The sequence below is a fragment of the Streptomyces sp. NBC_00029 genome (genome assembly GCF_045160505.1).
Classification (GTDB): domain Bacteria; phylum Actinomycetota; class Actinomycetes; order Streptomycetales; family Streptomycetaceae; genus Streptomyces.
Genome location: NZ_CP108292.1, coordinates 5063262 through 5085099, shown reverse-complemented (window position 1 = coordinate 5085099; position 21838 = coordinate 5063262). Strand labels below are relative to the sequence as shown.

18 protein-coding genes and 2 pseudogenes are annotated in these 21838 nt (G+C 71.9%); 8 read left to right on the top strand and 12 right to left on the bottom strand.

Translation table 11 applies throughout. The features are described from left to right. Positions 1-52 precede the first annotated feature (52 nt). The 5 genes and pseudogenes from OG753_RS23805 to OG753_RS23785 all read right to left on the bottom strand — a co-directional run bounded on the left by OG753_RS23805 (position 53) and on the right by OG753_RS23785 (position 5990). Positions 53-682 carry a PadR family transcriptional regulator gene (locus OG753_RS23805; protein ID WP_405790052.1) on the bottom strand — a complete coding sequence of 210 codons (630 nt, stop codon included), beginning with the start codon at positions 680-682 and terminating at the stop codon, positions 53-55. 23 nt (positions 683-705) lie between these two features. After that, a complete protein-coding gene (locus OG753_RS23800) occupies positions 706-1218 on the bottom strand; it encodes a DinB family protein (RefSeq protein WP_405790050.1) in 513 nt (170 codons plus the stop codon). A 119-nt stretch (positions 1219-1337) separates the two neighbouring features. Then, positions 1338-3407: pseudogene (gene mrdA / locus OG753_RS23795) on the bottom strand (penicillin-binding protein 2); the annotation flags it as partial. Positions 3408-3564: 157 nt separating this feature from the next. Continuing rightward, entirely contained in the window at positions 3565-5022 is a 1458-nt protein-coding gene (locus tag OG753_RS23790; protein WP_327263723.1) for an aldehyde dehydrogenase family protein, read from the bottom strand. Between the two features lie 89 nt (positions 5023-5111). After that, entirely contained in the window at positions 5112-5990 is an 879-nt protein-coding gene (locus tag OG753_RS23785) for a helix-turn-helix domain-containing protein (protein ID WP_405790048.1), read from the bottom strand. Between the two features lie 341 nt (positions 5991-6331). Between OG753_RS23785 and OG753_RS23780 the strand changes: the two genes are divergently transcribed. Next, positions 6332-6841 (top strand): ATP-binding protein, encoded by a 510-nt coding sequence (locus OG753_RS23780; RefSeq protein WP_405790046.1) that lies wholly within the window; start codon positions 6332-6334, stop codon positions 6839-6841. 145 nt (positions 6842-6986) lie between these two features. On the opposite strand, the gene OG753_RS23775 is transcribed toward OG753_RS23780, so the two are convergent. From OG753_RS23775 to OG753_RS23765, 3 genes are all read right to left on the bottom strand, one after another. Beyond that, on the bottom strand, positions 6987-7232 hold the full coding sequence (locus OG753_RS23775) for a DUF397 domain-containing protein (RefSeq protein WP_030383576.1): 246 nt from the start codon (positions 7230-7232) through the stop codon (positions 6987-6989). Between the two features lie 162 nt (positions 7233-7394). Further along, complete coding sequence (locus tag OG753_RS23770; protein ID WP_405790044.1) at positions 7395-8606, bottom strand: DUF2786 domain-containing protein; 1212 nt, start codon at positions 8604-8606, stop codon at positions 7395-7397. Continuing rightward, on the bottom strand, positions 8576-8977 hold the full coding sequence (locus OG753_RS23765; protein WP_327263719.1) for a helix-turn-helix domain-containing protein: 402 nt from the start codon (positions 8975-8977) through the stop codon (positions 8576-8578). The genes OG753_RS23770 and OG753_RS23765 overlap by 31 nt, the downstream gene beginning before the upstream one ends. Before the next feature lie 99 nt (positions 8978-9076). Between OG753_RS23765 and OG753_RS23760 the strand changes: the two genes are divergently transcribed. After that, entirely contained in the window at positions 9077-9964 is an 888-nt protein-coding gene (locus OG753_RS23760) for an NAD(P)H-binding protein (protein WP_405790042.1), read from the top strand. 157 nt (positions 9965-10121) lie between these two features. Then, entirely contained in the window at positions 10122-11837 is a 1716-nt protein-coding gene (locus OG753_RS23755) for a bifunctional 3'-5' exonuclease/DNA polymerase (protein ID WP_405790040.1), read from the top strand. A gap of 39 nt (positions 11838-11876) precedes the next feature. Here the strand turns inward: OG753_RS23755 and OG753_RS23750 are convergent, their stop codons facing one another. The 4 genes from OG753_RS23750 to OG753_RS23735 form a co-directional block, all read right to left on the bottom strand. After that, positions 11877-13145 (bottom strand): hypothetical protein, encoded by a 1269-nt coding sequence (locus tag OG753_RS23750; RefSeq protein ID WP_405790038.1) that lies wholly within the window; start codon positions 13143-13145, stop codon positions 11877-11879. Between the two features lie 76 nt (positions 13146-13221). Then, positions 13222-13737 carry a SigE family RNA polymerase sigma factor gene (locus OG753_RS23745; RefSeq protein ID WP_327263715.1) on the bottom strand — a complete coding sequence of 172 codons (516 nt, stop codon included), beginning with the start codon at positions 13735-13737 and terminating at the stop codon, positions 13222-13224. A 121-nt stretch (positions 13738-13858) separates the two neighbouring features. Next, a complete protein-coding gene (locus OG753_RS23740; protein WP_405790037.1) occupies positions 13859-14371 on the bottom strand; it encodes a GNAT family N-acetyltransferase in 513 nt (170 codons plus the stop codon). Positions 14372-14522: 151 nt separating this feature from the next. After that, positions 14523-15782, bottom strand: coding sequence for a serine hydrolase domain-containing protein (locus OG753_RS23735; RefSeq protein ID WP_327263713.1), 1260 nt, complete (start codon positions 15780-15782; stop codon positions 14523-14525). 188 nt (positions 15783-15970) lie between these two features. Here OG753_RS23735 and OG753_RS23730 point away from each other — a divergent pair, with 188 nt between their 5' ends. The 5 genes and pseudogenes from OG753_RS23730 to OG753_RS23710 all read left to right on the top strand — a co-directional run bounded on the left by OG753_RS23730 (position 15971) and on the right by OG753_RS23710 (position 21836). After that, a complete protein-coding gene (locus OG753_RS23730) occupies positions 15971-17596 on the top strand; it encodes a PQQ-binding-like beta-propeller repeat protein (RefSeq protein WP_405790034.1) in 1626 nt (541 codons plus the stop codon). A gap of 82 nt (positions 17597-17678) precedes the next feature. Then, entirely contained in the window at positions 17679-18524 is an 846-nt protein-coding gene (locus OG753_RS23725; protein ID WP_401278046.1) for a hypothetical protein, read from the top strand. A gap of 166 nt (positions 18525-18690) precedes the next feature. Further along, positions 18691-19005: pseudogene (locus tag OG753_RS23720) on the top strand (hypothetical protein); the annotation flags it as partial. Between the two features lie 233 nt (positions 19006-19238). Continuing rightward, on the top strand, positions 19239-20594 hold the full coding sequence (eccD, locus tag OG753_RS23715; RefSeq protein WP_327263710.1) for a type VII secretion integral membrane protein EccD: 1356 nt from the start codon (positions 19239-19241) through the stop codon (positions 20592-20594). A 21-nt stretch (positions 20595-20615) separates the two neighbouring features. Continuing rightward, positions 20616-21836: a MinD/ParA family protein gene (locus tag OG753_RS23710; RefSeq protein WP_327263709.1), complete on the top strand. Its 1221-nt coding sequence runs from the start codon at positions 20616-20618 to the stop codon at positions 21834-21836. The last annotated feature ends 2 nt before the right edge of the window (positions 21837-21838 follow it).

The following is a 21838-nucleotide window of genomic DNA, read 5'->3' as shown; positions in this document are numbered from 1 at the left end:
GAGTAGCTGGGTCGCCCAAGGTAATGCCCGCCCTTCGGCTAGTCAAACTTGATTACGCACCTTGTTGCGCGGCGTACGGATTCTCCTGGCCGTCCGCGAGGACCCCTACGAACGGATCCCCGCCCTCACCCGCGAAGGAGTACGCGCCCCCCTCGAGCCGGGCGATCAGCCCCCGGGTCCACTCCGCCTCTGCGTCCGCGGAGTGGACCCACATGTGCATGATCTCGCCGATGTGGCCCAGCGACTGCGGGCCGCCCTCCGGCGTGTAGTAGTCCGTCACCGACGACCGCCAGAGGGCCAGCTTCGCCATCCGCTCCCGGAGCAGCGCGAGGACCTCCGCCCGCGGCAGGTCGACCATGAAGCCGATCGCCGCCGACAGCACGTCCGTCTTCTGGTCGTACGACGCGAGGGCCTCGCGCAGCAGCCTGAAGTACTCCTCGCGGCCGGCGTCCGTCACCTCGTACTCCGTGCGCGGCGGCCCGCCCGCCACGCTCGGCGCCACCTCGTGGGCGTGCAGGACGCCCTGCTTCGCCATCTGCTTGAGCGCGTGGTAGATCGATCCGGGCTTGGTGTTCGACCACTCGTGGGCGCCCCAGTACTCCAGGTCGTTGCGTACCTGGTACCCGTGGGCCCGCCCGTGCTGGCGGACCGCACCGAGGACAAGAAGCCGGATCGCTGACATGGGGCCAGGCTACTCACCCGTGCTCACCCCATGGCGCGGGTCCCGTCCAGGGACTCCCGGACGATGTCCGCGTGGCCCGCGTGCCGGGCGAACTCCTCCACCAGGTGCAGGAGCATCCAGCGCATCGAGACCTTGGTCTCCTTGGGGAACCAGGGCGCCGGCGGGAGCGGGAAGGTGTCGTCCAGGCTCGGGACGGCCGCGACGAAGGCCGCCGTCTGCTCCGCGACCCCGTCCCAGAAGGCCAGCACCGACGGGATGGACTCGCCCTCGACCAGGCGGAAGGCCTCGCCCCAGGTCTCCTGGGTGCGCTGCTTCTCGTTCGGCACCTGCTGGGCCAGGCGCAGCCAGTTCAGTTCGACCTCGGCCACGTGCTTGATCAGCCCGGACAGGGTGAGCTCGCTGACGCTCGGGCGGCTCGCGGCCTGCTCCTCGCTCAGCCCGAGGATCGATTCACGGATGGCCGTGCGCTGGGCCTCGACGAAGGCGAGAAGCGTGCCGCGCTCGTCGCCGGGGACCTCGGTGGAAATCTGAGCCATGACCGACCGCCTTCTGCGTGGAGTGTCCGTGCCGGGGTTCCTTCCCCCGACACGACACACGCTACGGACCCTTGCGGTCAGATCCTGTCCTCAATGCCCCTTCAGTTGGGGGCGGTTTCCCCGTCCGGACGGATCGCCGGGAGCGCGGTGGCGGGCTTGGGGAGCAGCGCCTTGGTCAGGTCCTGCTTGCCCGTCGGGTCGAGCCCGTACATCGCCTCGTAGATGTTGCGGACGGCCGGTCCCGAAGCGCCGGAGCCGGTGCCGCCCTGGGAGATGGTCATGACGATCGCGTAGTCCTCGGTGTACGAGGCGAACCACGAGGTCGTCTGCTTGCCCTGGACCTCGGCGGTACCCGTCTTGGCGTGCATGGGGATCTGCTTCTGCGGCCAGCCGCCGAAGCGCCAGGCCGCGCTGCCGTTGGTGGCCACGCCGGCGAGGGCCTCGTCGATGTTGTCGCGGGTCCTGGCGTCCATCGGGAGCTTGCCCGCCTCCTTCGGGGCGATCTCCTGGACCGAGGTGCCGTCGGCGCTGACGATCGCCTTGCCGATGCTGGGCTGGTGGATCGTGCCGCCGTTGGCGATGGCCGAGTAGACGGAGGCCATCTGGATCGGGGTGACGAGCGTGTCGCCCTGGCCGATCGAGTAGTTGATGGCGTCGCCCTCACGCAGCTGGTTGCCCTGCCGGCAGTTCTCGTAGGCGATCTTCTCCGCGAAGGAGCCGTTCTTCTTGCCGTCCCGGCACCAGGCGTCCCGGTTCGCGTCGAAGAAGTCCTCCTTCCACTTCCGGTCGGGTACCCGGCCGGGGACCTCGTTCGGCAGGTCGACGCCGGTGCGCCTGCCCAGCCCGAACTCGTGGGCGGTCTTGAGGAACCAGTCGTTCGGGTTCTTCTTCGGGTTGATGCCGCCGTCCTTCTTCCACTCCTGGTCCGCGATCGCGTAGTAGACGGTGTCGCAGGAGACCTCCAGGGCCCGGCCGATGGTGATGTCGCCGTGGCCCTGCGACTCGAAGTTCGTGAAGGTCTGGCTGCCCACCGAGTACGAGCTGGGGCAGGGGTAGCGGTTGTTGAACGGGTACCCGGCGTTGACCGCGGCGGTCGAGGTGACCACCTTGAAGATCGACCCAGGCGCCGCCTGGGCCTGGATGGCCCGGTTCAGCAGCGGGTAGTTCGACTCCTTGTCGGTCAGGCCCGCGTAGTCCTTGGCGGAGATGCCGCCCACCCACGCGTTGGGGTCGTAGGTCGGGTTCGACGCCATCGCCACGACCCGGCCGGTCCTGGTCTCCATCACCACGACGGAGCCCGAGTCGGCCTCGTAGTTGCGGCGGGTGTTCTTGTCGTAGACCTTGCGGGCGTCGATCATCGCGTTGTTCAGCTCGCGTTCGGCGACGGCCTGCACGCGGGAGTCGATCGAGGTCACGATGTTCGAGCCGGGCCGCGCCGGGTCGGTCTCGCCCTGCCCGATGACCCGGCCCAGGTTGTCCACCTCGTAGCGGGTGATGCCCGCCTTGCCGCGCAGCTCCTTGTCGTACGTGCGCTCCAGGCCGGAGCGGCCGACCTGGTCCGAGCGCAGGTACGGCGAGTCCGACTTCTTCGCCTTGGAGATCTCCTCGTCGGTGACCGGCGAGAGGTAGCCGAGCACCTGGGAGGTGTTGGCCTGGTCGGGGGCGGCGTAGCGGCGCAGGGCGGTCGCCTCGGCCGTGATGCCCGGGAAGTCCTCGGGGTGCTCGCGGATCTGCAGGGCCTGCTCGGTGGTCGCCTCGTCGCTGACCGGGATCGGCTGGTAGGGGGATCCGTTCCAACAGGGCTGCTTGGTCTTGGAGTCGCAGAGCCGGACCTTGTCGATGACCTCCTGGGCGTCCAGGCCGAGCACCCCGGCGAGCCGGGTCAGCACGGACTTGCCCTTGTCCTTCATGGTCAGCAGCTCGGTGCGGCTGGCGGAGACCACGAGGTGGGTCGCGTTGTCGGCGAGCGGAACCCCGCGCGAGTCCAGGATCGAGCCGCGCACGGCGGGCTGGACCACCTGCTGGACGTGGTTGTTCTTCGCCTCGTCCGTGTACTCCGACCCGTTGCGTATCTGGAGGTACCAGAGGCGCCCGCCCAGCGTGAGCAGCAGTGAGAAGACCACGATCTGGATGACGACGAGCCGGTTCTGGACCCGAGGGGTCCGGCCGGTCTCCGGTATGTTGCTCAACTCGATCTCCCCCGGGCGGCTGCCTACGCCCGGCCGAGTCTAGGGGGTGTCCTGTGGGCCGGGTCGGATCAGGGAGCGGTGTCCGGTGCGTGCGTGCCGGACACCGCGAGCCCGGCCCGGCCCACATGACACCCCCTGGGGGTGCGGCCTGTGAGACCTAGAAGGGGAAGGTCGTCCGGCCGTGCTGTACGGAGATCCACTTCTGCGTGGTGAAGGCCTCGATGGTGGCCTCGCCGTTCAGCCGGCCCAGGCCGGAGGCCTTCTCGCCGCCGAACGCGGCCAGCGGCTCGTCACCGATGGTGGAGTCGTTGACGTGGATCATGCCCGTCTCGATCCGCTGCGCGAAGCGGACGCCGCGCTCCACGTCCCGGGTGTGCACGGCGCCGCTGAGCCCGTAGGGGGTCGCGTTGGTCAGCCGTACGGCCTCGTCCTCGCCGTCGAAGACGACCAGCAGGGCCACCGGGCCGAAGATCTCCTGGCCCAGCAGCGGGGAGTCCTCGGGGATCCCGGCGAGCACCGTGGGTTCCACCAGGTTGCCGCGCGTAGACCCCCGTACGAGCGCCTGGGCGCCGGATTCCACGGCCTCGTCCACGAGCGCGGTCAGGGCGTCGGCCTGGAAGGAGTTGATCAGGGGGCCGATGTGGGTGTCGGCCTCGTGCGGGTCGCCAGTCTTGAGGCTGCGCACGCGCGCGGTGAACTTCTCGGTGAACTCCTCCGCGACGGACGCGTCGACGAGGATCCGGTTGGCGGCCATGCAGACCTGGCCCTGGTAGACGAAGCGGCTGAAGACGGCCGCGTCCACCGCGTAGTCGAGGTCGGCGTCGTCGAGGACGACGAGCGCGCTGTTGCCGCTGAGCTCCAGGACGGTGCGCTTGAAGTGACGGGCGGCGACCGCCCCGACATGCCGGCCGACCCGGTCCGATCCCGCGAACGAGATGACCTTGGGGACCGGGTGGGTCAGGAGCGCGTCGCCTATCTCGGCGATGTCGGTGACCAGGACGTTCAGCAGGCCGGCGGGCAGTCCGGCGTCCTCGAAGATCTTGGCGATCACGCCGCCGCCGACGACCGGGGCGTTCTGGTTGGGCTTGATGACGACCGCGTTGCCCAGTGCCAGGGCCGGGGCGACCGACTTCAGGGTGACCAGGAACGGGAAGTTGAAGGGGCTGATCACGGTGATGACGCCCACGGGCAGCCGCTGGACCCGGTTCTCCTTGCCCTCGACCGGCGAGGGGAGGATCCGGCCTTCGGGGCGGACGGCCAGCTGGAGCGACTCGCGGATGAACTCCATCGCGAGGTGGACCTCGTACTCGGCCTTGGGACGGGTGCCGCCGAGCTCGTCGATCATCGCCTCGACGATCTCCTTCTCGCGCTCCTCGGTGATCCGAAGGGCGCGTTCCAGGACCGCGCGTCTGATGTACGGGCTGGTGGCGGCCCATTCGCGCTGGGCGCGCTCGGCGCCGCGGTAGGCCTGGTCCACCTGCTCGACGGTGGCCACGGTGATGGCCGCGAGCTTCTCCCCGTTGTACGGGTTGACGTCGATGATGTCCCACGAACCGGTACCGGCCAGCCATTCGCCGTCGATGTACTGGTGAGCCAGGTCGCTGAATATGGACATGCCATCCCTTACTGCGAGCGCGCACCCGTGCGCTGCACCGGAGACCGATCGGTCATCATGCACTGATCAGGCGTCATACTACGTGCGAATCAAGACAGTTGGAGCAGGCCGCGGAGAAGATCCCTGGTCCGGTCGGGATCGGGGCAGTCGGCCTGGAGCCGCTCCATGGCCCTTCCGTACTGACCCACTTCCTCGTCCTTGTCCAGGTAGAGGGCGCTGGTCAGCTGTTCCAGATAGACGATGTCCTGCAGGTCGGACTCGGGGAAGCGCAGCAGGGTGAAGGCTCCGCTCTCGCCCGCGTGGCCGCCGAAGGAGAAGGGCATCACCTGGAGCTGCACGTTGGGCCGCTGGGAGACCTCGATGAGGTGCTCCAGCTGACCGCGCATGACCTCGCGGTCGCCGTACGGGCGGCGCAGCGCGGCCTCGTCGAGGACGGCGTGGAAGACCGGGGCGTTCTCGGAGACGAGGACCTTCTGCCGCTCCAGGCGCAGGGCGACGCGGCGGTCGACCTCGGCGGCGGTGGCGCCGGGCATGCCGCGCTTGACGACCGCGTGGGCGTAGGCCTCGGTCTGCAACAGCCCGTGGACGAACTGGACTTCGTAGATCCGGATGAGCGAGGCGGCGCCCTCCAGGCCGACGTACGTCTGGAACCACCCGGGCAGCACGTCGCCGTAACTGTGCCACCAGCCGGTCGCGTTGGCCTCGCGGACCAGCCCGAGCAGCGACTCGCGCTCCGTGCTGTCCGTGACTCCGTAGAGCGTGAGGAGGTCCTCGACGTCCCTGGCCTTGAAGCTCACCCTTCCCAACTCCAAGCGGCTGATCTTCGATTCGGATGCGCGGATCGAGTAGCCGGCCGCCTCACGGGTGATGCCGCGGGATTCTCGGAGTCGCCTGAGCTGGGAGCCCAGGAGGATGCGGCGCACCACAGAACCGCTTGTTTCTGCGGTCACTAGTACTGCCCTCCCCATCGCATTGGCGTGCGCGTGGTGTGCGCGAGCGTCTCGGGGCCCCCGTACCCCAGAGGCCGCAGTCTGCCACCAAAACGCATCGGCCCGTACTCGTTCTGTAACGGAATCCCGGCTGCGGGAAAAGAAGTCCGTAAGTATGCGTAGGAAGAAATGAGTCAGAACCGTCACGGGAGCGGACAGGTCCGGCGCATGCACGTGCATCTGCCCTTGCATCCGGCCCGAGCATTCGGAACGATGGTCCCCGCGCACCTGCGTGCTGTTCGCGCCGGCGCCGGACCCACCCCGCAGTTCTTTCTGGACGGAGATGACCGCTCCGCCCGCGAATCCCGGGAGTGCCTCGCATGGGGACGAATGGATCGACCATGCTCGAGCCGTTACGGCAGGGGCTTCCCCCGGTCGACCCCACGGCTGTCTCCGGGTCCGCCTCCTGTGCCCTGCCCGCCCGTTACGAGGCGGTGCGCGGAGCACGCTCCTTCTGTCGTTCGACGCTGTCCCAGTGGGGCCTCGACGACCGCTTCGACGATGTGGCCCTCGTGGTCTCCGAGCTCGTCACCAACGCGCTGCGCCATGCCCTGCCGGAGGACGCGCGGTGCGCGGACGCCGAGCCGGAGCCGCCGGTACGGCTGCACCTGATGCGGTGGAGCACACGGCTGGTGTGCGCGGTGCGCGACCCGAGCGAGGACCGGCCGGGCGGGGCGTTCTCGCCCGAGCGCACCGAGGAGAACTTCGACCTGGAGTCCGGGCGCGGGCTGTTCCTGGTGGACTCGTACAGCGACAGCTGGGGCTGGCACCCGCTCGCGGGCCAGCTGACCGGCAAGGTGGTCTGGGCGCTGTTCCTGCTCCAGGACTGAGCGGCCGGCCGCCGGCCGCAGCACCGGAGGCAGCCGCCGGACGCAGCCGCCGACCGAGGGCGAACACAGGACAACTGGCCGGGATCGATCATTGCGATCGGTCCCGGCCAGTGCACGTGCATGGCTTGATGAGTGCGCTGTTCCGTCAGCCGATCAGGTGATCGAACTCGCCGTCCTTGACGCCCAGGAGCAGGGCCTCTATCTCCGCCGGCGTGTAGACGAGTGCCGGTCCGTCGGGAAAGCGCGAATTGCGCATGGCGACATCGCCACCCGGCAGCCGTGCGAACTCCACGCAGGAACCCTGCGAGTTGCTGTGTCTGCTCTTCTGCCACGTCAGCTCAAACAAGGTAGCGAGTTCTGCAGCTGCCATCCCGTTGTACGCGTGGTCCACAGGAAGCCCCCGATAGTGCAGATGTCAACTCCTCCGGATCATAGCTGTGTTCATGACCTGCTGCACGGGCAGATGCACGTGCACGCGGGGTGGTCCGTTGATCACAGACAGGTCCCTACTCAGGAGTAGAAGGCCTCGGACACCTCATCCGGCAAGACGCCTTCAGCGGGGCAGCGGGTTGCGGCGGCCGCCCATGTGGGCGCGGTCGGCGGCCGCCGTACCGTCCTCCCAGCCCGCGTGGTCGGTGGCGCCGCGGAGCCTGGTCGTCGTGGTCCGGGGGAACATCTCGTCCGCGCGCGAGGTGACCGCCACGTCGCGGGCCACCAGGGCCGGCAGGTTGCCGGGGGCCTCCGTCGCCGTGTGCTCGGCGGTCTCGGCGAGCCGGTGGCCGAGCCGGCTGGCGTAGGCAAGCAGGAAGGACTGCCTGAAGGTCTTGGTCCGCTTGCGCCCGCCGGAGCGCTGCGCGGCCTCCGCGCGGGTCATCGCCGCCGTGCCCTGCACGAGCAGCGAGGTGTACAGCAGCTCCACCGCCTCCAGGTCGCTCTCGAAGCCGACCACCGTGGAGAACTCGAAGCCGCTGTTCCACACGGCCCGGCAGCGGTTGGCGGTGGCCACCGCGTCGAGCAGCACCGCCTTCGCCTCCTCGTACGGCGGCTCGACCCCGATCCGGCAGGCGCCGGGCACCTGGGCCGGGCCCTTGCCGCTCGCGGCGAGCAGGGCCTCGTCCACGGTGTGCCGGGCCATCAGCTCCTGGGCCTTGGCACTGAGCGCCTCCGCCTCCTCCGGGTAGGTGGTCGCCTCGGCCTTGGCGAGCAGGGCCCGGATCCGGCCCAGCATGCGCGGTTCTATGTGGGCGTGCTCCAGCTCGTCCGCGGGATCCCCGGGAAGGGGGCCCACCGGTTCGATCGAGGGCAGCCGGATCAGCAGCCGCAGCACCTCCAGGTAGGCGGTGGCGAGCGTGAACCGGTCGGCCCGTTCCCGCTGCGCGAGCCGGTCGGCGTACTCCTCGTCGCCGCCCCACCACACCTCGTCGGCGCCCCAGCGCGCGGGCAGCCGGGCGTAGCGGCGCGCCTCGGCGGCGATCAGGTCCCCGGTGATCCGCAGGTGCCGCTCGTCGAGGTCCCGCCGGACCAGCCGCAGCACCTCCGCCGGCCGCCAGCCCCGCTCCCAGCCCTGGCGCACGTACGCCTCCCCGCGCGCCAGCAGCTCCCGCCCGACCGCGGACCAGCCGCCCTGATCGGCGACGAGCAGCGAGGCCCCGGTGTCCAGCCCGGCGTCGTCCTGGGCGTAGAGGGCTGCGGCAAAGGCTCGGTCGACGGTCTCGGCAAGGTCTCTCACACCTCTCAGCTTGGCATGTCCGCCTTCGCGTCCCATTCCCGGCGGGCGGCCTCGATCCGCGGGCGGTGCTCGAGCGACCAGTCCGCGAGGCCCTTGACCAGTCGGGTCAGGCTGTGGCCGAGGTCGGTCAGCTCGTATTCGACCTGGGGCGGCACGGTGGCGTGCACGGTCCGGCTGACCAGGCCGTCGCGCTCCAGGCGGCGGACGGTGAGGGTGAGCATCCGCTGCGAGATGCCGTCGACCGCGCGCTGGAGCTCCTTGAACCGGCGCACACCGGCGCCGAGCTCCACCACGACGAGGACGGACCACTTGTCGCCGAGCCTGTCGAGGACATCGCGGATGCCGCAATCGTCGTCGCAGCTCAACAGCGGCTCCGGGGTGGTTACCCCGGTGTGCCCTACTGACATGGAAGTGCCTCCTTACGTGCCGTGCGCCCATCCGCGCACGATGTCCCCGTCCCCGAAGCCAACCAGGCCGACCGGCGCGACCACGAAGGACCACCACCCATGCTTTTGATCACCGGCACCTCCGGCGGACTCGGCTCACAGATCGCACGCCGGCTGGCGGACCGGCCGGACGTACGCTTCGGCACCCGTGTCCCGGACGGCCCGGGCCAGGTCCGGGTGGACTTCGACGACCCGGACTCGCTCGACTTCGCCGGGGTGGACACCCTGCTGCTCATCTCGGCCGGTTACGGCGAGGACGACCAGGTCGTCGCACGGCACGAAGCCGCCGTCTCGGCCGCCGAGCGGGACGGGGTGCGGCACATCGTCTACACCAGCCTCACCGGGGCGGGCGACCACCTGCCGTACGCGCTGGCGCACCGCTGGACCGAACGCCGCCTGCGCGGCTCCGCGGTGGCCTGGACGGTGCTGCGCAACGGGCTGTACGCGGAGCTGCTGAGCTCGCTCGCCGCGCCGGGGCCCGACGGGGTGATCACCGCCCCGCTGGGCGACGGCCGGCTCGCGGCGGTCGCCCGGGAGGATCTGGCGGAGGTGGCGGTACGGGTGTCCCTCGCACCCGACGCACACGCCGGGCAGGTCTACGAGCTGGTCGGGGACCGCGCCCTGGGCGGGGCGGAACTCGCCGCGGCGGTGGGCGCCCGCTACGCACCGGCCTCCCTGGCCGAGGCCCGCAGCGCCCTGTCCGGCCCGGACCTGGCCCCCTTCCAGCCCCCGATGCTGGTGGCCACCTACTCGGCCATCGCGGCCGGCTTCCTCGACACCCCGGACCGCGGCACCCTCCGCCGCCTCCTCGCCCGCCCCCCGCACCCGGCCCTGGACACCTACACCACAACCACCGCCCCAGCTCCCGGCCCCGCCGGCACTCCTCCCGACCCCGCCGGCACACCTCCCGACCCAGCCGGCACACCTTCCAGCCCCGCCGGCGTTTGAGGCGCCCTTCCAGCCCCGCCGGCGTTTGAGGCGCGGGGCCCGGGGCGGAGCCCCGGCAGCGGCGCCGCGCCCGCCCGGCGGCCCGGCACGGCCCGGCACGGCCCGGCACGGCCCGGCCGCGCGGCCCCTGTCAGACCCCGGTGGGACACTCGCACCCATGAGCGACCGCACTCCCCGGTGGGCCCTCGCCGAGGACGGCGACGGGTGGTGGCACGCCGCGCCCGTCGACCCCGCCGACGGAGCCCGGATGCGCGTCCGCGACCCCGCCGACGCGGTGCGCGCCGCCCCGCCCGGTACCCGCTGGGTCTGGGCGTCCACCGCGGCCGTGTATCCGCGCCTGCTCGCCGCCGGTGCCCGCGTCGAGCGGTGCCACGACATCGAGGACGCCGAGCTGCTGCTCCTCGGCCACGAGGGCCGCTCCGGCGAGCCCCGATCGGCGGCCGCCGCCTGGGCCAGGCTCACGCACGCCCCCGTACCGCCCGATCCGCGCCCGCGCGCCGCCGAGCCCCGCGTCCAGGACTCCCTCTTCGACCCGCAGCCCACCCCGGTCCCCCTGGACGCCCTGCTCGCCGTCCACGCCGACCAGGCGAAGCGGCAGGGCGCCACCGCCCACCCCGACCGGATGCGGCTGCTCGTCGCCGCCGAGTCGGCGGCCTTCCTCGTCGCTGCCGAGATGAACCGCGCGGGCCTGCCCTGGCGGGCCGACGTGCACCGCGCCCTGCTGACCGAGCTGCTCGGTGAGCGGTACGCGGGCGGCGGTGAGCCCCGGCGCCTCGCCGAGCTCGCCGACCGGGTGTCCGCCGCCTTCGGCAGACGCGTGCGCCCCGATCTGCCCGCCGATGTCATCAAGGCCTTCGCCGGGGCCGGGATCAAGCTCAAGTCCACCCGCCGCTGGGAGATCCAGGAGCTGGACCATCCCGCCGTCGAGCCGCTGATCGAGTACAAGAAGCTGTACCGGATCTACACCGCGCACGGCTGGGCCTGGCTCGCGGACTGGGTCCGCGACGGCCGTTTCCGCCCGGAGTTCATCCCCGGCGGGACGCTCACCGGCCGCTGGGTCACCAACGGCGGCGGGGCCCTGCAGATCCCCAAGGTGATCCGCCGGGCCGTGGTCGCCGACCCCGGCTGGCGGCTCGTCGTCGCCGACGCCGACCAGATGGAACCGCGCGTGCTCGCCGCGATCTCCCGCGACCCCGCCTTCATGGAGGTCGCCGGGGAGGCCTCGGACCTCTACACCGCCGTCTCCCGGCAGGGCTTCTCCGGCGACCGGGACAAGGCCAAGCTCGCCGTGCTCGGCGCCGTGTACGGCCAGACCTCCGGGGACGGCCTGAAGAACCTGGCCGCGCTCCGCCGCCGCTTCCCCCGCGCGGTCGCGTACGTGGACGATGCGGCGAAGGCCGGGGAGGAGGGCCGGCTCGTACGGACCTGGCTGGGCCGCACCTGCCCGCCACCGGCCGGCTCCGGCGAGGGGGACGAGGCGGGCGACGGCGGCGTGGATCCGGGCGAGGCGGACGGGGAGGGCGGGGCCGGGACCCCGCAGGACCGGGACGGCGGCTGGACCCCGAGCTACGCCTCCACCAACACCCGGGCCCGCGGCCGGTTCACCCGTAACTTCGTCGTCCAGGGCAGCGCGGCCGACTGGGCCCTGCTGCTGCTCGCGGCCCTGCGGCAGGCGACCGCCGGTATGCGGGCCGAGCTGGTGTTCTTCCAGCACGACGAGGTCATCGTGCACTGCCCGGCCGAGGAGGCCGGGGCCGTGGTGGAGGCGATCCGCGCCGCCGGCGACCGGGCCGGCCGGATCGCCTTCGGCGACACCCCGGTCCGGTTCCCGTTCACCACGGCGGTCGTGGAGTGCTACGCGGACGCCAAATGAGGCGGACCGGGGGGACCGGCCGGTGGATCAGCCGGAGGATCAGCCGGTGGAGGCCGTCTGGTTCCACTCGGGGGCCAGAGCGATCTTCCGCAGCTGATCCATGGTCAGCGCGGGCGCGGGACGCGTGGCCGGGCCGTTCTGATCGGCCGTGTTGAAGGCGGTGACCACCACGCGCAGCCCGTCCGTGCGCAAGGTGTCCACGCTCCACTGCGTCACGCTCCTGTCCTTGTCGCCCGGACCCGCCGTGACCTTCACCTTGGTGCCGTCGGGTTCCGTGACGAAGGACTGCTTCCCCGTGAACCCCGGGTGCTCCGAGCCCTGCTGGACGTTCATCTGGAGCAGGGACCTGCCCTTGCCGTCGTCGAGAACGACATAGCCGTACGCGCCCCGCCCTCCCTGGGAGATGACCGGGACGGTGATCTCGAGCCCGGCCATCAGGTGCTTGAGGGCATCCACGGCATACCGGTCCCGCAGTGCGATCGACTCCGGCGGCGGCGCCGGCTCGGGTTCGGCCGCCGGCAGGTCGTTCAGCGCCGCATGCCACTTGTCCGAGGTGACCACGGTCTTCAACTGCGCGATGGTCAGAGGCGGGTCGGTCCGGGAGACGGAGGCTCCCTTGCCGGCAGCGGCGTTCCACTCGGAAGCGTCGACCAGGAAACCCTGCGGGGTCACGAGCACGGCCCGCCAGACCTTGGTGTCCGCCCGGCGGTCCGGGTACTCGTATCCCTGGTGGAGCAGCAGTCGGGAACCGTCGGGCAGTTGCTCGGTCCGGCAGTCGTCGTAGGCGTGCACGTTCTTGTCCGCGCATTCGGTGTGACCGCGGGCCGAGGCGCCGAAGGGGTCCACCCGCTGGAGGCCGAGGGTGATGGCCGCCCGGCCCTTCCCGTCGTCGTACACGGCGGCGACCATGGGGCCCAGCTCGTCGCCGGTGCCCCGCGCGGACGTCTTGGTGACCTTCCCGCCCGGCAGGAGCTCCGTCAGGTTCCCGACCATCTGGTCGGCGGTGACCGTGCCGGCGCCGGTACGCCGCTCCTGGCCCGACGGAGTCGGCGGCGCCTCGGCATCGGCCGCACCCGGGGCGCCCACGGCGCCGGAGCCGCCGGATCCCGCGAGCAGGCCGCCGGAGTAGGCCCCCGCCGCGGCGATGGCGAGCAGGGCCAGCACGGAACCACCGGCCACGGCGGCCCGGCGGCGTGCCGCCAGCCGTCGGCCGCGGCCCTCGCCCGCCTCCGCGAGAGACCCGGGGTCGGTCGTGAAACCCTCCCCCGTGCGCCGGAGGGTTTCGGCGAGTTCGGCTTCAAAAGACATGGGGAACCAGACCTTCCGTTGCAAGGGTGGAGTGGGGAGCGAGGGGTCGGGAGCCGGCCCGGGCGGACCGGCCGTCTCAGAGGTCCGCGAAGGCCGTGAGACTGCCGCCCAGCTGCTCCCGCAGCCGGGCGAGCGCCCGCGTGGTCCGGGTACGGACCGCCGCCGAGCTGGAGTTCATCGCGTCGGCGGTCTCCTCGACGCTGCGGTCCTCCCAGAAGCGCAGCACCAGCACCGCCCGGTCCTTGGGCGCCAGCCGCCCCAGCGCCTCCAGCAGCGTCAGCCGCAACGCCGGATCCTCGCCGCCCGCCGCGGGGGCACGCGAGTCGGGGACGTCCCCGACCGGCCGCTCCCCCGCCGAGCGGCGGCGCTGGTGCGTGAGGAAGACCCGTACCAGCACCGTCTGCGCGTACGCCGCCGGATTGTCGATGCGGGAGATCCGCCCCCACTGCAGGTACATCCGCCCCAGCGTCTCCTGCACCAGGTCCTCCGCGAGGTGGGTGTCCCCGCTCACGAGCAGACACGCCGACCGGTACAGATGGCCCGAGCGGCCCGCCGCGAACTCACGGAACCCTTCTCTGCGCCGCTGCCGCATTCACTCCCCCTCGCGTCCGTCTCACCCCTCTGACGCGATGGCGGCGGGGAATGTTTCACCCCCCCTGAGGAATGTCTCCTCCGCCGCCGCCGATCCCGTCAGCACTCCCGCAGGAAGCCGCTCAGCCCAGGTCGTGGAAGTACACGTGGAACTCCTCGCGGACGAAGCCCTCCGCCTCGTACAGCCCCTGCGCGACGGTGTTGTCGTACGCGGTCTCCAGCTGCACCCCGGACACCCCGGCCTCCCGGGCCCGGCGCAGCACCTCGCGCAGCAGTGCCCGGCCCGCCCCGGTGCGCCGGCCCGCCGGGGCGACGTACAGGTCGTTGAGGACCCATGCGGTCCGCAGGGAGAGGGACGAGAACCCGCGGTAGACCTGTGCGAACCCGACCGTGCCGGTCTCCGGGACATCGGCGAGCAGGACCAGGGACTCGTCCTTGGCGATCCGCTCCGCCAGGAAGGCCCGCGGGGCGTCCGGGTCCTCGATGTCCACCTCGTAGAAGTCGAGATAGCCGCGGAACAGCACGGCCGCCGTCTCGACGTCCGCCTCGCCGGCCGCGCGGACCGAGACGACGGTCGCGGCGTCCTCCCCCGGCGGCCGCATCTCCTGCTGTGCCGCCTGTGCCTGACCGTTCATGTGCGTCTCCCTCGGGGGTGTTGCGCGCGCCGCAGAGCATGGGTGGGTCGAGGGTGACCGGCGGTGCGGACCCTCGACGCCCTACGCTACGGCGGGAGTCGGCCGCGGGGGAGAACCGTCCGAGGACTTGAGGTATTCGGCGCACACTCCGTCAGGAAGCCGGCTGGGCGGGGAGGGTGTAGACCCGGTCCGGAGTCACGATCTTGGTGATCGCCTCACCGAACAGGGTGCTGGGCTCCTGTCCCGCGTAGCCGATGTCCGTGTTCAGCAGCACGACGAGCGTGGCCCGGGACTCCGGCAGGTAGAGGACCAGTGATCCGTAGCCCGGCAGTGAGCCGTTGTGGCCGATCCAGCCCTGGACGTTGAAGATCCCGAGGCCGTAGCCCGTGCCGGGGAGCGCGTCGACCACCTTCAGCCGCTGCGCCTGGGTGGCGGGGGTCAGCAGGGTCCCGGTCGCCAGGGTCTTCGCCCAGCTGCGCAGGTCACTGAGGTCGGAGATCATCGCTCCGGCGGCCCAGCCCCAGGAGGGGTTCCAGTCGGTGGAGACCTCGACCTTCCCTGAGGCGGTCTGGTTCGTGTAGCCCTGGGCGTGCGGACTGGGGAACTCCGCGCCCGTGGGGAAGAGCGTGTGCCCCAGCCCGGCCGGTTCGACGACCTCCCGGTCGATGTACCGGCCGAGGGGGACACCGGTGACCTTCTCCACCACCAGCCCGAGGAGGATGAGGTTGGTGTTGCAGTAGTAGAACTTCGCGTTCGGCTCGAACAGCACCGGGTGCTTGAACGAGTACGCGAGCAGTTCCTGCGGGGTGAAGGGCCGGTCGGGATCGCTGGTCAGCGCCTTGTAGAAGTCCTCGTCGGCGGAGTAGTTGAACAGACCGCTGCGCATCCCGGCCAGCTGGCGCAGGGTGATCCGGTCGCCGTTCGGCACCCCGTCGATGTACTTCCCGATCGGGTCGTCCAGCCCGACCTTGCCCTGGTCGACGAGTTCGAGGAGGGCGGTGACGGTGAAGGTCTTCGTCACGCTCCCGATGCGCATGTTCAGGTTCGGGGTCATCGGCGCGCCCGTGGCCTTGTCCGCGACGCCGAAGGACCGTACGTACTCGCCCTTGCCCGGCGCCGACACGGCCACGATCACGCCGGGAATCCTCGCCTCGGCCAGGACCTTCTTGACGGCGTCGTCCAGCTGGCGGGCCACGGCCGGGGTCAGCCGCGGAAACTCGTCGGAGGCGGGGTTCGGGGTCGGGGCGGGCGAGGGGGGCGGCGTCGGGGCCGGAGCCGGGACGGCCGCGGCCGGCACGGGCGCTGCCGCGGCATCCCGGGCGTACACCGCCCCCGCTCCCCCGCCCACAGGACCTGCCGCGAGTCCGACCGCAGCCAGGACCAGTGCCGCACTGCGCCATCGTGTCGTCATGCCCGGCCTCCTCGCACGCCAAGCCCGCGCCCCCACCCTTCCACGCTAACGCCGTGCTCCCGGGCGGGCGACCGGAGCTGCGAGGGGGATACGAGGAGGATGTGAGGGGGATGCGGGCCGTGCAGGACGGCGCGAAGTAGTCTAAAAATCTATTCTAGAACTGCCCTTGCACAGGCCAGACTTCACCCATGACCGGTCCCACCTCCGGCCCGCGGCCGGAACCCGACGAGCAGCCGCCCGCCGGCTTCGGGCCGCCACCCGCACCGTTCGAGCCGCACGCACCGGCCCCGCCGCGGCCCCTGCCCGCCACCGTGCCCCCACGGCCCGCCGGGGACGCCGGGGCCGGCGCGTCCGCCCCTTCCGGCCGGTCCGGGCCGTCGGTGCCGCGGCGGGTGATCGCCGTCGCGGCGCTGCTCGCCTCCCTGCTCCTGATCGGCAGCGGCGCATACCACCTCACCCTCACGCTGCGCGGCGCCGGCGAGCCCGCGCAGCCCAAGGCCGGCCCTTCCGGATCCCCCTCGGTCGACCAGGGCGACGGCAAGGGCCCCGGCGGGGGCAGCGACACCTACGACCCGAACGCCGGCATCCGGCCGGGCGAGGCCCGGGTCTGGCTGCGCGACCACCAGAGCGAGGTCGCCGGGTCGGGGACCTCGCAGTACGGCCCGTGGCGGGTGGGCGACACCGTGGTCAGTGCGATCCACAACGGGCTCACCGGCTACGCGGTGGCCGACGGCCAAGAGAAGTGGAAGTTCCCGCTCCAGACCTCGCTGTGCGGTGTTCCGCCCGCCCCGTCCGCGAACGGCAGGCTCGTCGTGGCCGTCAAGGAGAGCGCCTCGGAATCCTCGCGCTGCACCCACCTCCAGCAGATCGACCTCACCACGGGACAGGCCGGCTGGAAGGTCGCGGTGCCGCCCGAGAACGCCCTCGACAGCACGAGCCAGTTCGAGCTGGCCATCAGCGGCGACACCGTCGCCGTCGCCCGGACGGCCGTCATGAGCGGCTTCTCGGTCACCGACGGCCGCAAGCTCTTCGGCACGTCGAGCCCGAACGGCTGTTACCCGACCGCGTTCGCCGGGGGCTCACGGCTGATCGGGATCCGCCACTGCTCCGACCCGAAGGACGCCCGCGGACCCGGACGGGCGATGGTCGAGGAGCTGGATCCGGCCACGGCCGCTCCGAAGTGGAGCTACAAGTACGAGCAGGACTGGACGGTCGGCCGGGTGCTCTCCGTGGACCCGCTGGTGATCGCCGCGCACCACAAGGACAAGAAGACCTGGAACATCACGGCCTTCGCCGCCGACGGCACGATCCGCTCCCAGGGCTCCCCGGGCTTCGCCGTCAGCGGCCGGTGCAACGGATTCGGCAACGCGAGCGGCTTCCAGGAGTGCTACGCCGCCGCGGCCGACGCCGACACCCTCTACATCGGCGCGGGCAAGCCCGCAGCGAGCCTCGGCATCGACGACACCAACCAGGTGGTGGCCGTCGACCTGAACACGGGCAAGGAGCGGTGGCGCACCGCCGCGCAGCCCAAGGGACGCACCATGTGGCCGCTCGCGGTCGAGGGCGGCCGGGTCGTCGTCTACGTCACCCCGGGCAGCGGCGAGGCGGGCACGGTCGTTTCCCTCGCCCCGTCCGACGGAGCCTCGCAGCCGGTGCTGCAGAGCCCGGCCGCGGCCACCGGCCCCCAGAGCGTCTTCTACACGCACGGGGTCCGCATCGCGTGGGCGGGTGGACGGCTGTTCCTGCTCAACGGCAGGGTCTACGGTCCGGAGCCGCGGAAGGTGAGCCGCGCGATCCTCTCGTTCGGCAAGTAGCAGGGCCAGTGGGGCGCGCAGGGCCAGTGGGGCAAGCAGGAACGGCAGGGCCGTCAGGGCCGGCAGGCACCAGGAGGGGCACGTGCAGAATCCGTACCGACAGCCGGAGGACTCCGGCGGCCTGTACCAACCGCCGCCGTTCACCGCGCCGCAGGAGCCCGTCCGCAGGCGCAGCGGCAGCGGGCGGAGCAGACGGCAGGTGATCCTCGGGATCTGCGGGCTTGCCGCCCTGGCGCTCGCCGCTGCCGCGACCGGCGTCGTACTCGCCGTCCGCAAGGACCGCGACCGCCCGCCGGCGTCCACCGCGGACCCGACGAAGCCGCTCGTCGCGGGCTGGAAGACGGTGATCAACCCCGCCCACGGCACGGCCTTCGACGTCCCGCCGCAGTGGGAGGTGCTCGAACCGACCGTCTTCAGCGGCCATACGGACAGCAAGGACCCGGACAAGGTCCTCATCGGGCACACGGCCCCCGCCTTCTACAAGTCCAAGTGGTGCAGCATCGACGGGAACGGCGACGGCCAGGTCATGGACGTCAGGCTCGCCAACACCGGCACCAAAGGCGCGTCCGGCGCCAGGAGCGCCGCCGACATCGCCGAGAAGGAGGCCCCGACCTGGGTCTACGCCGCCTACACCCAGCCGGACAAGAGCCTGGTCAAGGCGGACAAGCCGGTGGAGTACACGACGAAGTCGGGGGTCAGGGGGAGCTACGTCAAGGCCCGCTCCACCGGCGTCGAGCGCACCAACCGCTGCGCGGGCGACGGCCGGTCGGTGGTCTTCGGCTTCAAGAACTCCAAGGGGGACTTCGTCTCCTGGAACTTCTACGGCCGTACGGGCGTCCCAGGTGCCGTGGACGACGCCCTGATCATGCGCATCCTGAGCACGGTCCGGCTGGCGGGCGATCCGAAGGATCCCGCTCCCGTGCCGTGAGCGTCCGCGGCACGTTCACCCTCCGGTCCGGACGTGCCCGACGCGGATGGATGCTCTATGTTGCAGAGGCAAAACACCGGGGGCTTCGTATGGCGCACCTTCAGGAACCGCGCCCCGGAGCGGTGGTTGGTACGGGACAAGCCGAGACTGGGGCAACGGACGACGGATGGCACGGGACTACGACAGCCAGCTTCTGGAGTCGGTGGCGGTACGCCGCCGCAGGATGAGGGACGCGCTGCTCTTCGGTGCGCAGCGGGCACGGCGCACGGCGGACGAGCGGCTCGGAAAGCTGTTCGCGGGCATCGCCATCGCGGCCGTTCTGTGCGCGGGCTGCGTCGGCTGGTCCTTCATCCAGCACACGCTCGCGAAGCAGAAGGCCGAACAACAGCAGAAGCAGCAACAGATGCAGCAGGGGCAGGTGCAGCCGCCCCCGCTGCCCGCCGCGTCGCAGCAGCCGTCCGGCCCGGCGGGCGCCCCTGCGGGCAGCCCGTCCGCGTCGAAGGCACCGAAATCACCGAAGACGTCGTCCCCCACGCCCTCGCAACCGGCCAAGTCGCCGGGCAAGTCGCCGGCATCGACGCCGACGGCGACGCCGGCGAAGCCGTAGAGGAAGAAGCAGAGACGTGTGGATCCGGGAGAGTTCACGGTCCCGCACCCGCCACATGTCCCCCTTGGCCCGAAAGGTCGCAATCCCGCGATGATAGGTTCCCGTAAGTGGTGAGCACAGCAACGACTTCCCGGTCGCAACTGAGTCGGGTGACCCTGGTCGGCGAGCGGCGCCGGGCCGACATGGTCCTGCCCTCCGACACCCCCATCGGGCAATTGCTGCCGGACATATTGCAGTTGCTCGACGACCGGACCGCGTCACGTCCGATGACCCGTCAACTGATCACCTCGGACGGTTCCGCGCTGCCGCACGACAGCACGCTCGCGACGGCCGGTGTGGCCGACGGTGCCGTCCTGCGCCTCGTCAGGAGCCACTCCGCACCGCCCGCCCCCGTGGTCCACGACGTCACCGACCTGGTGGCCGACGACCTCGACCTGCGCGCCTGGCGCTGGCGTCCCTCCGCCCGGAGGGGCAGCGCGGGCGTGGCGACCGTCGCCCTCACGGTGACCGCCGCGCTCCTCGCGCGCCGGGAGTTCGCCCTCGAATCGCTGACCGGCACCCTGGCCGCGCTCACGCTCGTCCTGATGGCCGCCGGAGCGGTCGTCTCCCGGATCGGGAAGGGCAACCTGGGGCTGGCGACGGCCCTCCTGTTCGCCTCCGGCGGGCTGGGCGTGCTCACCGCGTGGACCGCCGCGGACGCCTACGACTGGTCGGGCATCGCGCGGCTCGCCGCCGTCGCGGCCGCGCTCGTCCTGACGCTGGTCCTGCTCGGGTACTTCTCGCCGCTCGGCCGCGGCGGGCTCATCGGCGCCGTGGCCACCGCGGTGATCACCGCCGTGTGGGAGGCTGTCGCCGCCGTCCAGGACGACCCGTCCAAGCTCGGTGCGGTCATGGTCCTCCTCTCCGTGGTGGTGCTCGGCCTGCTGCCGCGCCTCGCCCTGATGGCCTCGGGGCTCACCGCCCTGGACGACCGGCGCTCGGGCGGCACCTCCGTCAGCCGCCACGAGGTGGGCAACGCACTGGCCGCCACCCATCGCGGGCTCGCCCTCGCGACGATCGTCACCGCGGTCTCCGCAGCCGCCGCCGGCTGGCTGCTGACGCTGGCGGACAAGCCGTCCGTGTGGACGGTGACGCTGCCCGCCCTCGTGGCCGTGGTGCTCCTGTCGAGGGCGCGGGCCTTCCCGCTGGTCGCCGAGGTCGTGGCACTGATCGCCGCGGCGGCACTGCTCCTCGTACGGCTGGTGATGCTGTGGATCGAGCACGGCGGGGGCGCCGGACCTCTCGCCGTCCTGGGCGCGACGGCACTGCTGCCGCTGCTCGCCCTCGCGGTGCAGCCGGCGGAGCACGTGCAGGTCCGGCTGCGGCGCACGGCCGACCTCATCGAATCGGTGGGCATGGTGGGACTCTTCCCGCTCGCCGTCGGCGTGTTCGGCGTGTACGGGCAGCTGCTCAACAAGTTCTGAGAAAAGGGGCAGGGGCAGACAATGCCGAACGGAGACAACTGGCAGGGCGACGTCCTGCGCGACCTCAGGGGCGGAGCGCAGCCCGCGGCCCCGGGTCCCGGAGGTCAGCAGCAGCCGATGACGGGTCCCGGCGCGGGTGCGCCCGGCGCAGGCGGGCAGGTCCCCGCCGGGGCCGCCCCGGATCCCGCGTACGGGTACCCGCACCAGGACCCGGCCGCGGCGACGGCGGGCCCGGCTCACGCCGCGCCCCAGGGCCACCGGCCGCCGCAGCCGCGGCAGCAGGCCCCCTACGCCTCCGGGGGGAGCGCGCAGGCGCCCCGTACCCCCGAGTCCCGGCCCGCGGTGGACCGGAGCCTCGCCGGGGTGGGCCGGGGGGCCCGGCGCGGTGAGCCCTTCGCCGCCCGCGCCGTGCGCGCGGTACGCAGAACCGTTTCCTCGTCCGCGTCCCGCGAGGTCGCCGAGGCCACCCGCGCCGCCGAACTGCTCCAGCAGCCCGTCACCACCGGCCGCCAGATAGCCGTCACCTCCATCCGCGGCGGCGCCGGCAAGTCCACGGTCGCCGCGCTGCTCGGCACCACGTACGCGCACTACAGGCAGGACCCCGTCCTCTTCGTCGAGGCCGACCCCGCCCTCGGCTCGCTGCCGATCCGGCTCGGCGCCGAGACCCTGCGCTGGACCACCGGTGACGTCGCGGACATCGTCGAGCCCCAGATGTCGCTGCTCGACATCACCGGCTACCTGGTCCAGCTCCGCGACAACGCCTGGCTGCTGCCCGGCAGCCAGGGCCAGATCGGCGCGATGCTCGACACCCGGTCCTACGAGCGGGCCATGGTCGCGCTGCGCCGCTACTTCGGGGTGACCGTCGTCGACTGCGAGACCCTGCCCGCCGAGGTCGCCCGCGTCGCGCTCTCCGCCTCCCAGGCCCGCGTCCTGACCACCCCGGCCACCCTGGACGGCGTCAGCAGCACGCACGCCGTCCTGCAGTGGATGCAGGGCCTGCCCCCGCACGTGATGGCGAGCACCGTCGTCGTGCTCACCGAGCAGGCGCCGCGCTCGGGAATCGACCTCGCCGAGGCCGTGCGCACCCTGCAGGCCGCCGGGCCGAGCGTCCACGTCCTGGCGTACGACCGCCACCTGGCGGACGGCGGCCACATCCGTACCGAACTGCTCGCCCACTCGACCAGGCAGACCGCCGCCGCGCTCGCCGCGGACGTCTTCCAGCTCTCCCAGAAGCGCCACTGACG

Excerpts from the sequence above, each read along its gene's own strand:
- OG753_RS23805 (WP_405790052.1), bottom strand. The coding sequence starts at position 682 with ATGTCAGCGATCCGGCTTCTTGTCCTCGGTGCGGTCCGCCAGCACGGG.
- OG753_RS23800 (WP_405790050.1), bottom strand. The coding sequence starts at position 1,218 with ATGGCTCAGATTTCCACCGAGGTCCCCGGCGACGAGCGCGGCACGCTT.
- OG753_RS23790 (WP_327263723.1), bottom strand. The coding sequence starts at position 5,022 with ATGTCCATATTCAGCGACCTGGCTCACCAGTACATCGACGGCGAATGG.
- OG753_RS23785 (WP_405790048.1), bottom strand. The coding sequence starts at position 5,990 with ATGGGGAGGGCAGTACTAGTGACCGCAGAAACAAGCGGTTCTGTGGTG.
- OG753_RS23780 (WP_405790046.1), top strand. The coding sequence starts at position 6,332 with ATGGGGACGAATGGATCGACCATGCTCGAGCCGTTACGGCAGGGGCTT.
- OG753_RS23770 (WP_405790044.1), bottom strand. The coding sequence starts at position 8,606 with ATGGGACGCGAAGGCGGACATGCCAAGCTGAGAGGTGTGAGAGACCTT.
- OG753_RS23765 (WP_327263719.1), bottom strand. The coding sequence starts at position 8,977 with ATGTCAGTAGGGCACACCGGGGTAACCACCCCGGAGCCGCTGTTGAGC.
- OG753_RS23760 (WP_405790042.1), top strand. The coding sequence starts at position 9,077 with ATGCTTTTGATCACCGGCACCTCCGGCGGACTCGGCTCACAGATCGCA.
- OG753_RS23755 (WP_405790040.1), top strand. The coding sequence starts at position 10,122 with ATGAGCGACCGCACTCCCCGGTGGGCCCTCGCCGAGGACGGCGACGGG.
- OG753_RS23750 (WP_405790038.1), bottom strand. The coding sequence starts at position 13,145 with ATGTCTTTTGAAGCCGAACTCGCCGAAACCCTCCGGCGCACGGGGGAG.
- OG753_RS23745 (WP_327263715.1), bottom strand. The coding sequence starts at position 13,737 with ATGCGGCAGCGGCGCAGAGAAGGGTTCCGTGAGTTCGCGGCGGGCCGC.
- OG753_RS23740 (WP_405790037.1), bottom strand. The coding sequence starts at position 14,371 with ATGAACGGTCAGGCACAGGCGGCACAGCAGGAGATGCGGCCGCCGGGG.
- OG753_RS23735 (WP_327263713.1), bottom strand. The coding sequence starts at position 15,782 with ATGACGACACGATGGCGCAGTGCGGCACTGGTCCTGGCTGCGGTCGGA.
- OG753_RS23730 (WP_405790034.1), top strand. The coding sequence starts at position 15,971 with ATGACCGGTCCCACCTCCGGCCCGCGGCCGGAACCCGACGAGCAGCCG.
- OG753_RS23710 (WP_327263709.1), top strand. The coding sequence starts at position 20,616 with ATGCCGAACGGAGACAACTGGCAGGGCGACGTCCTGCGCGACCTCAGG.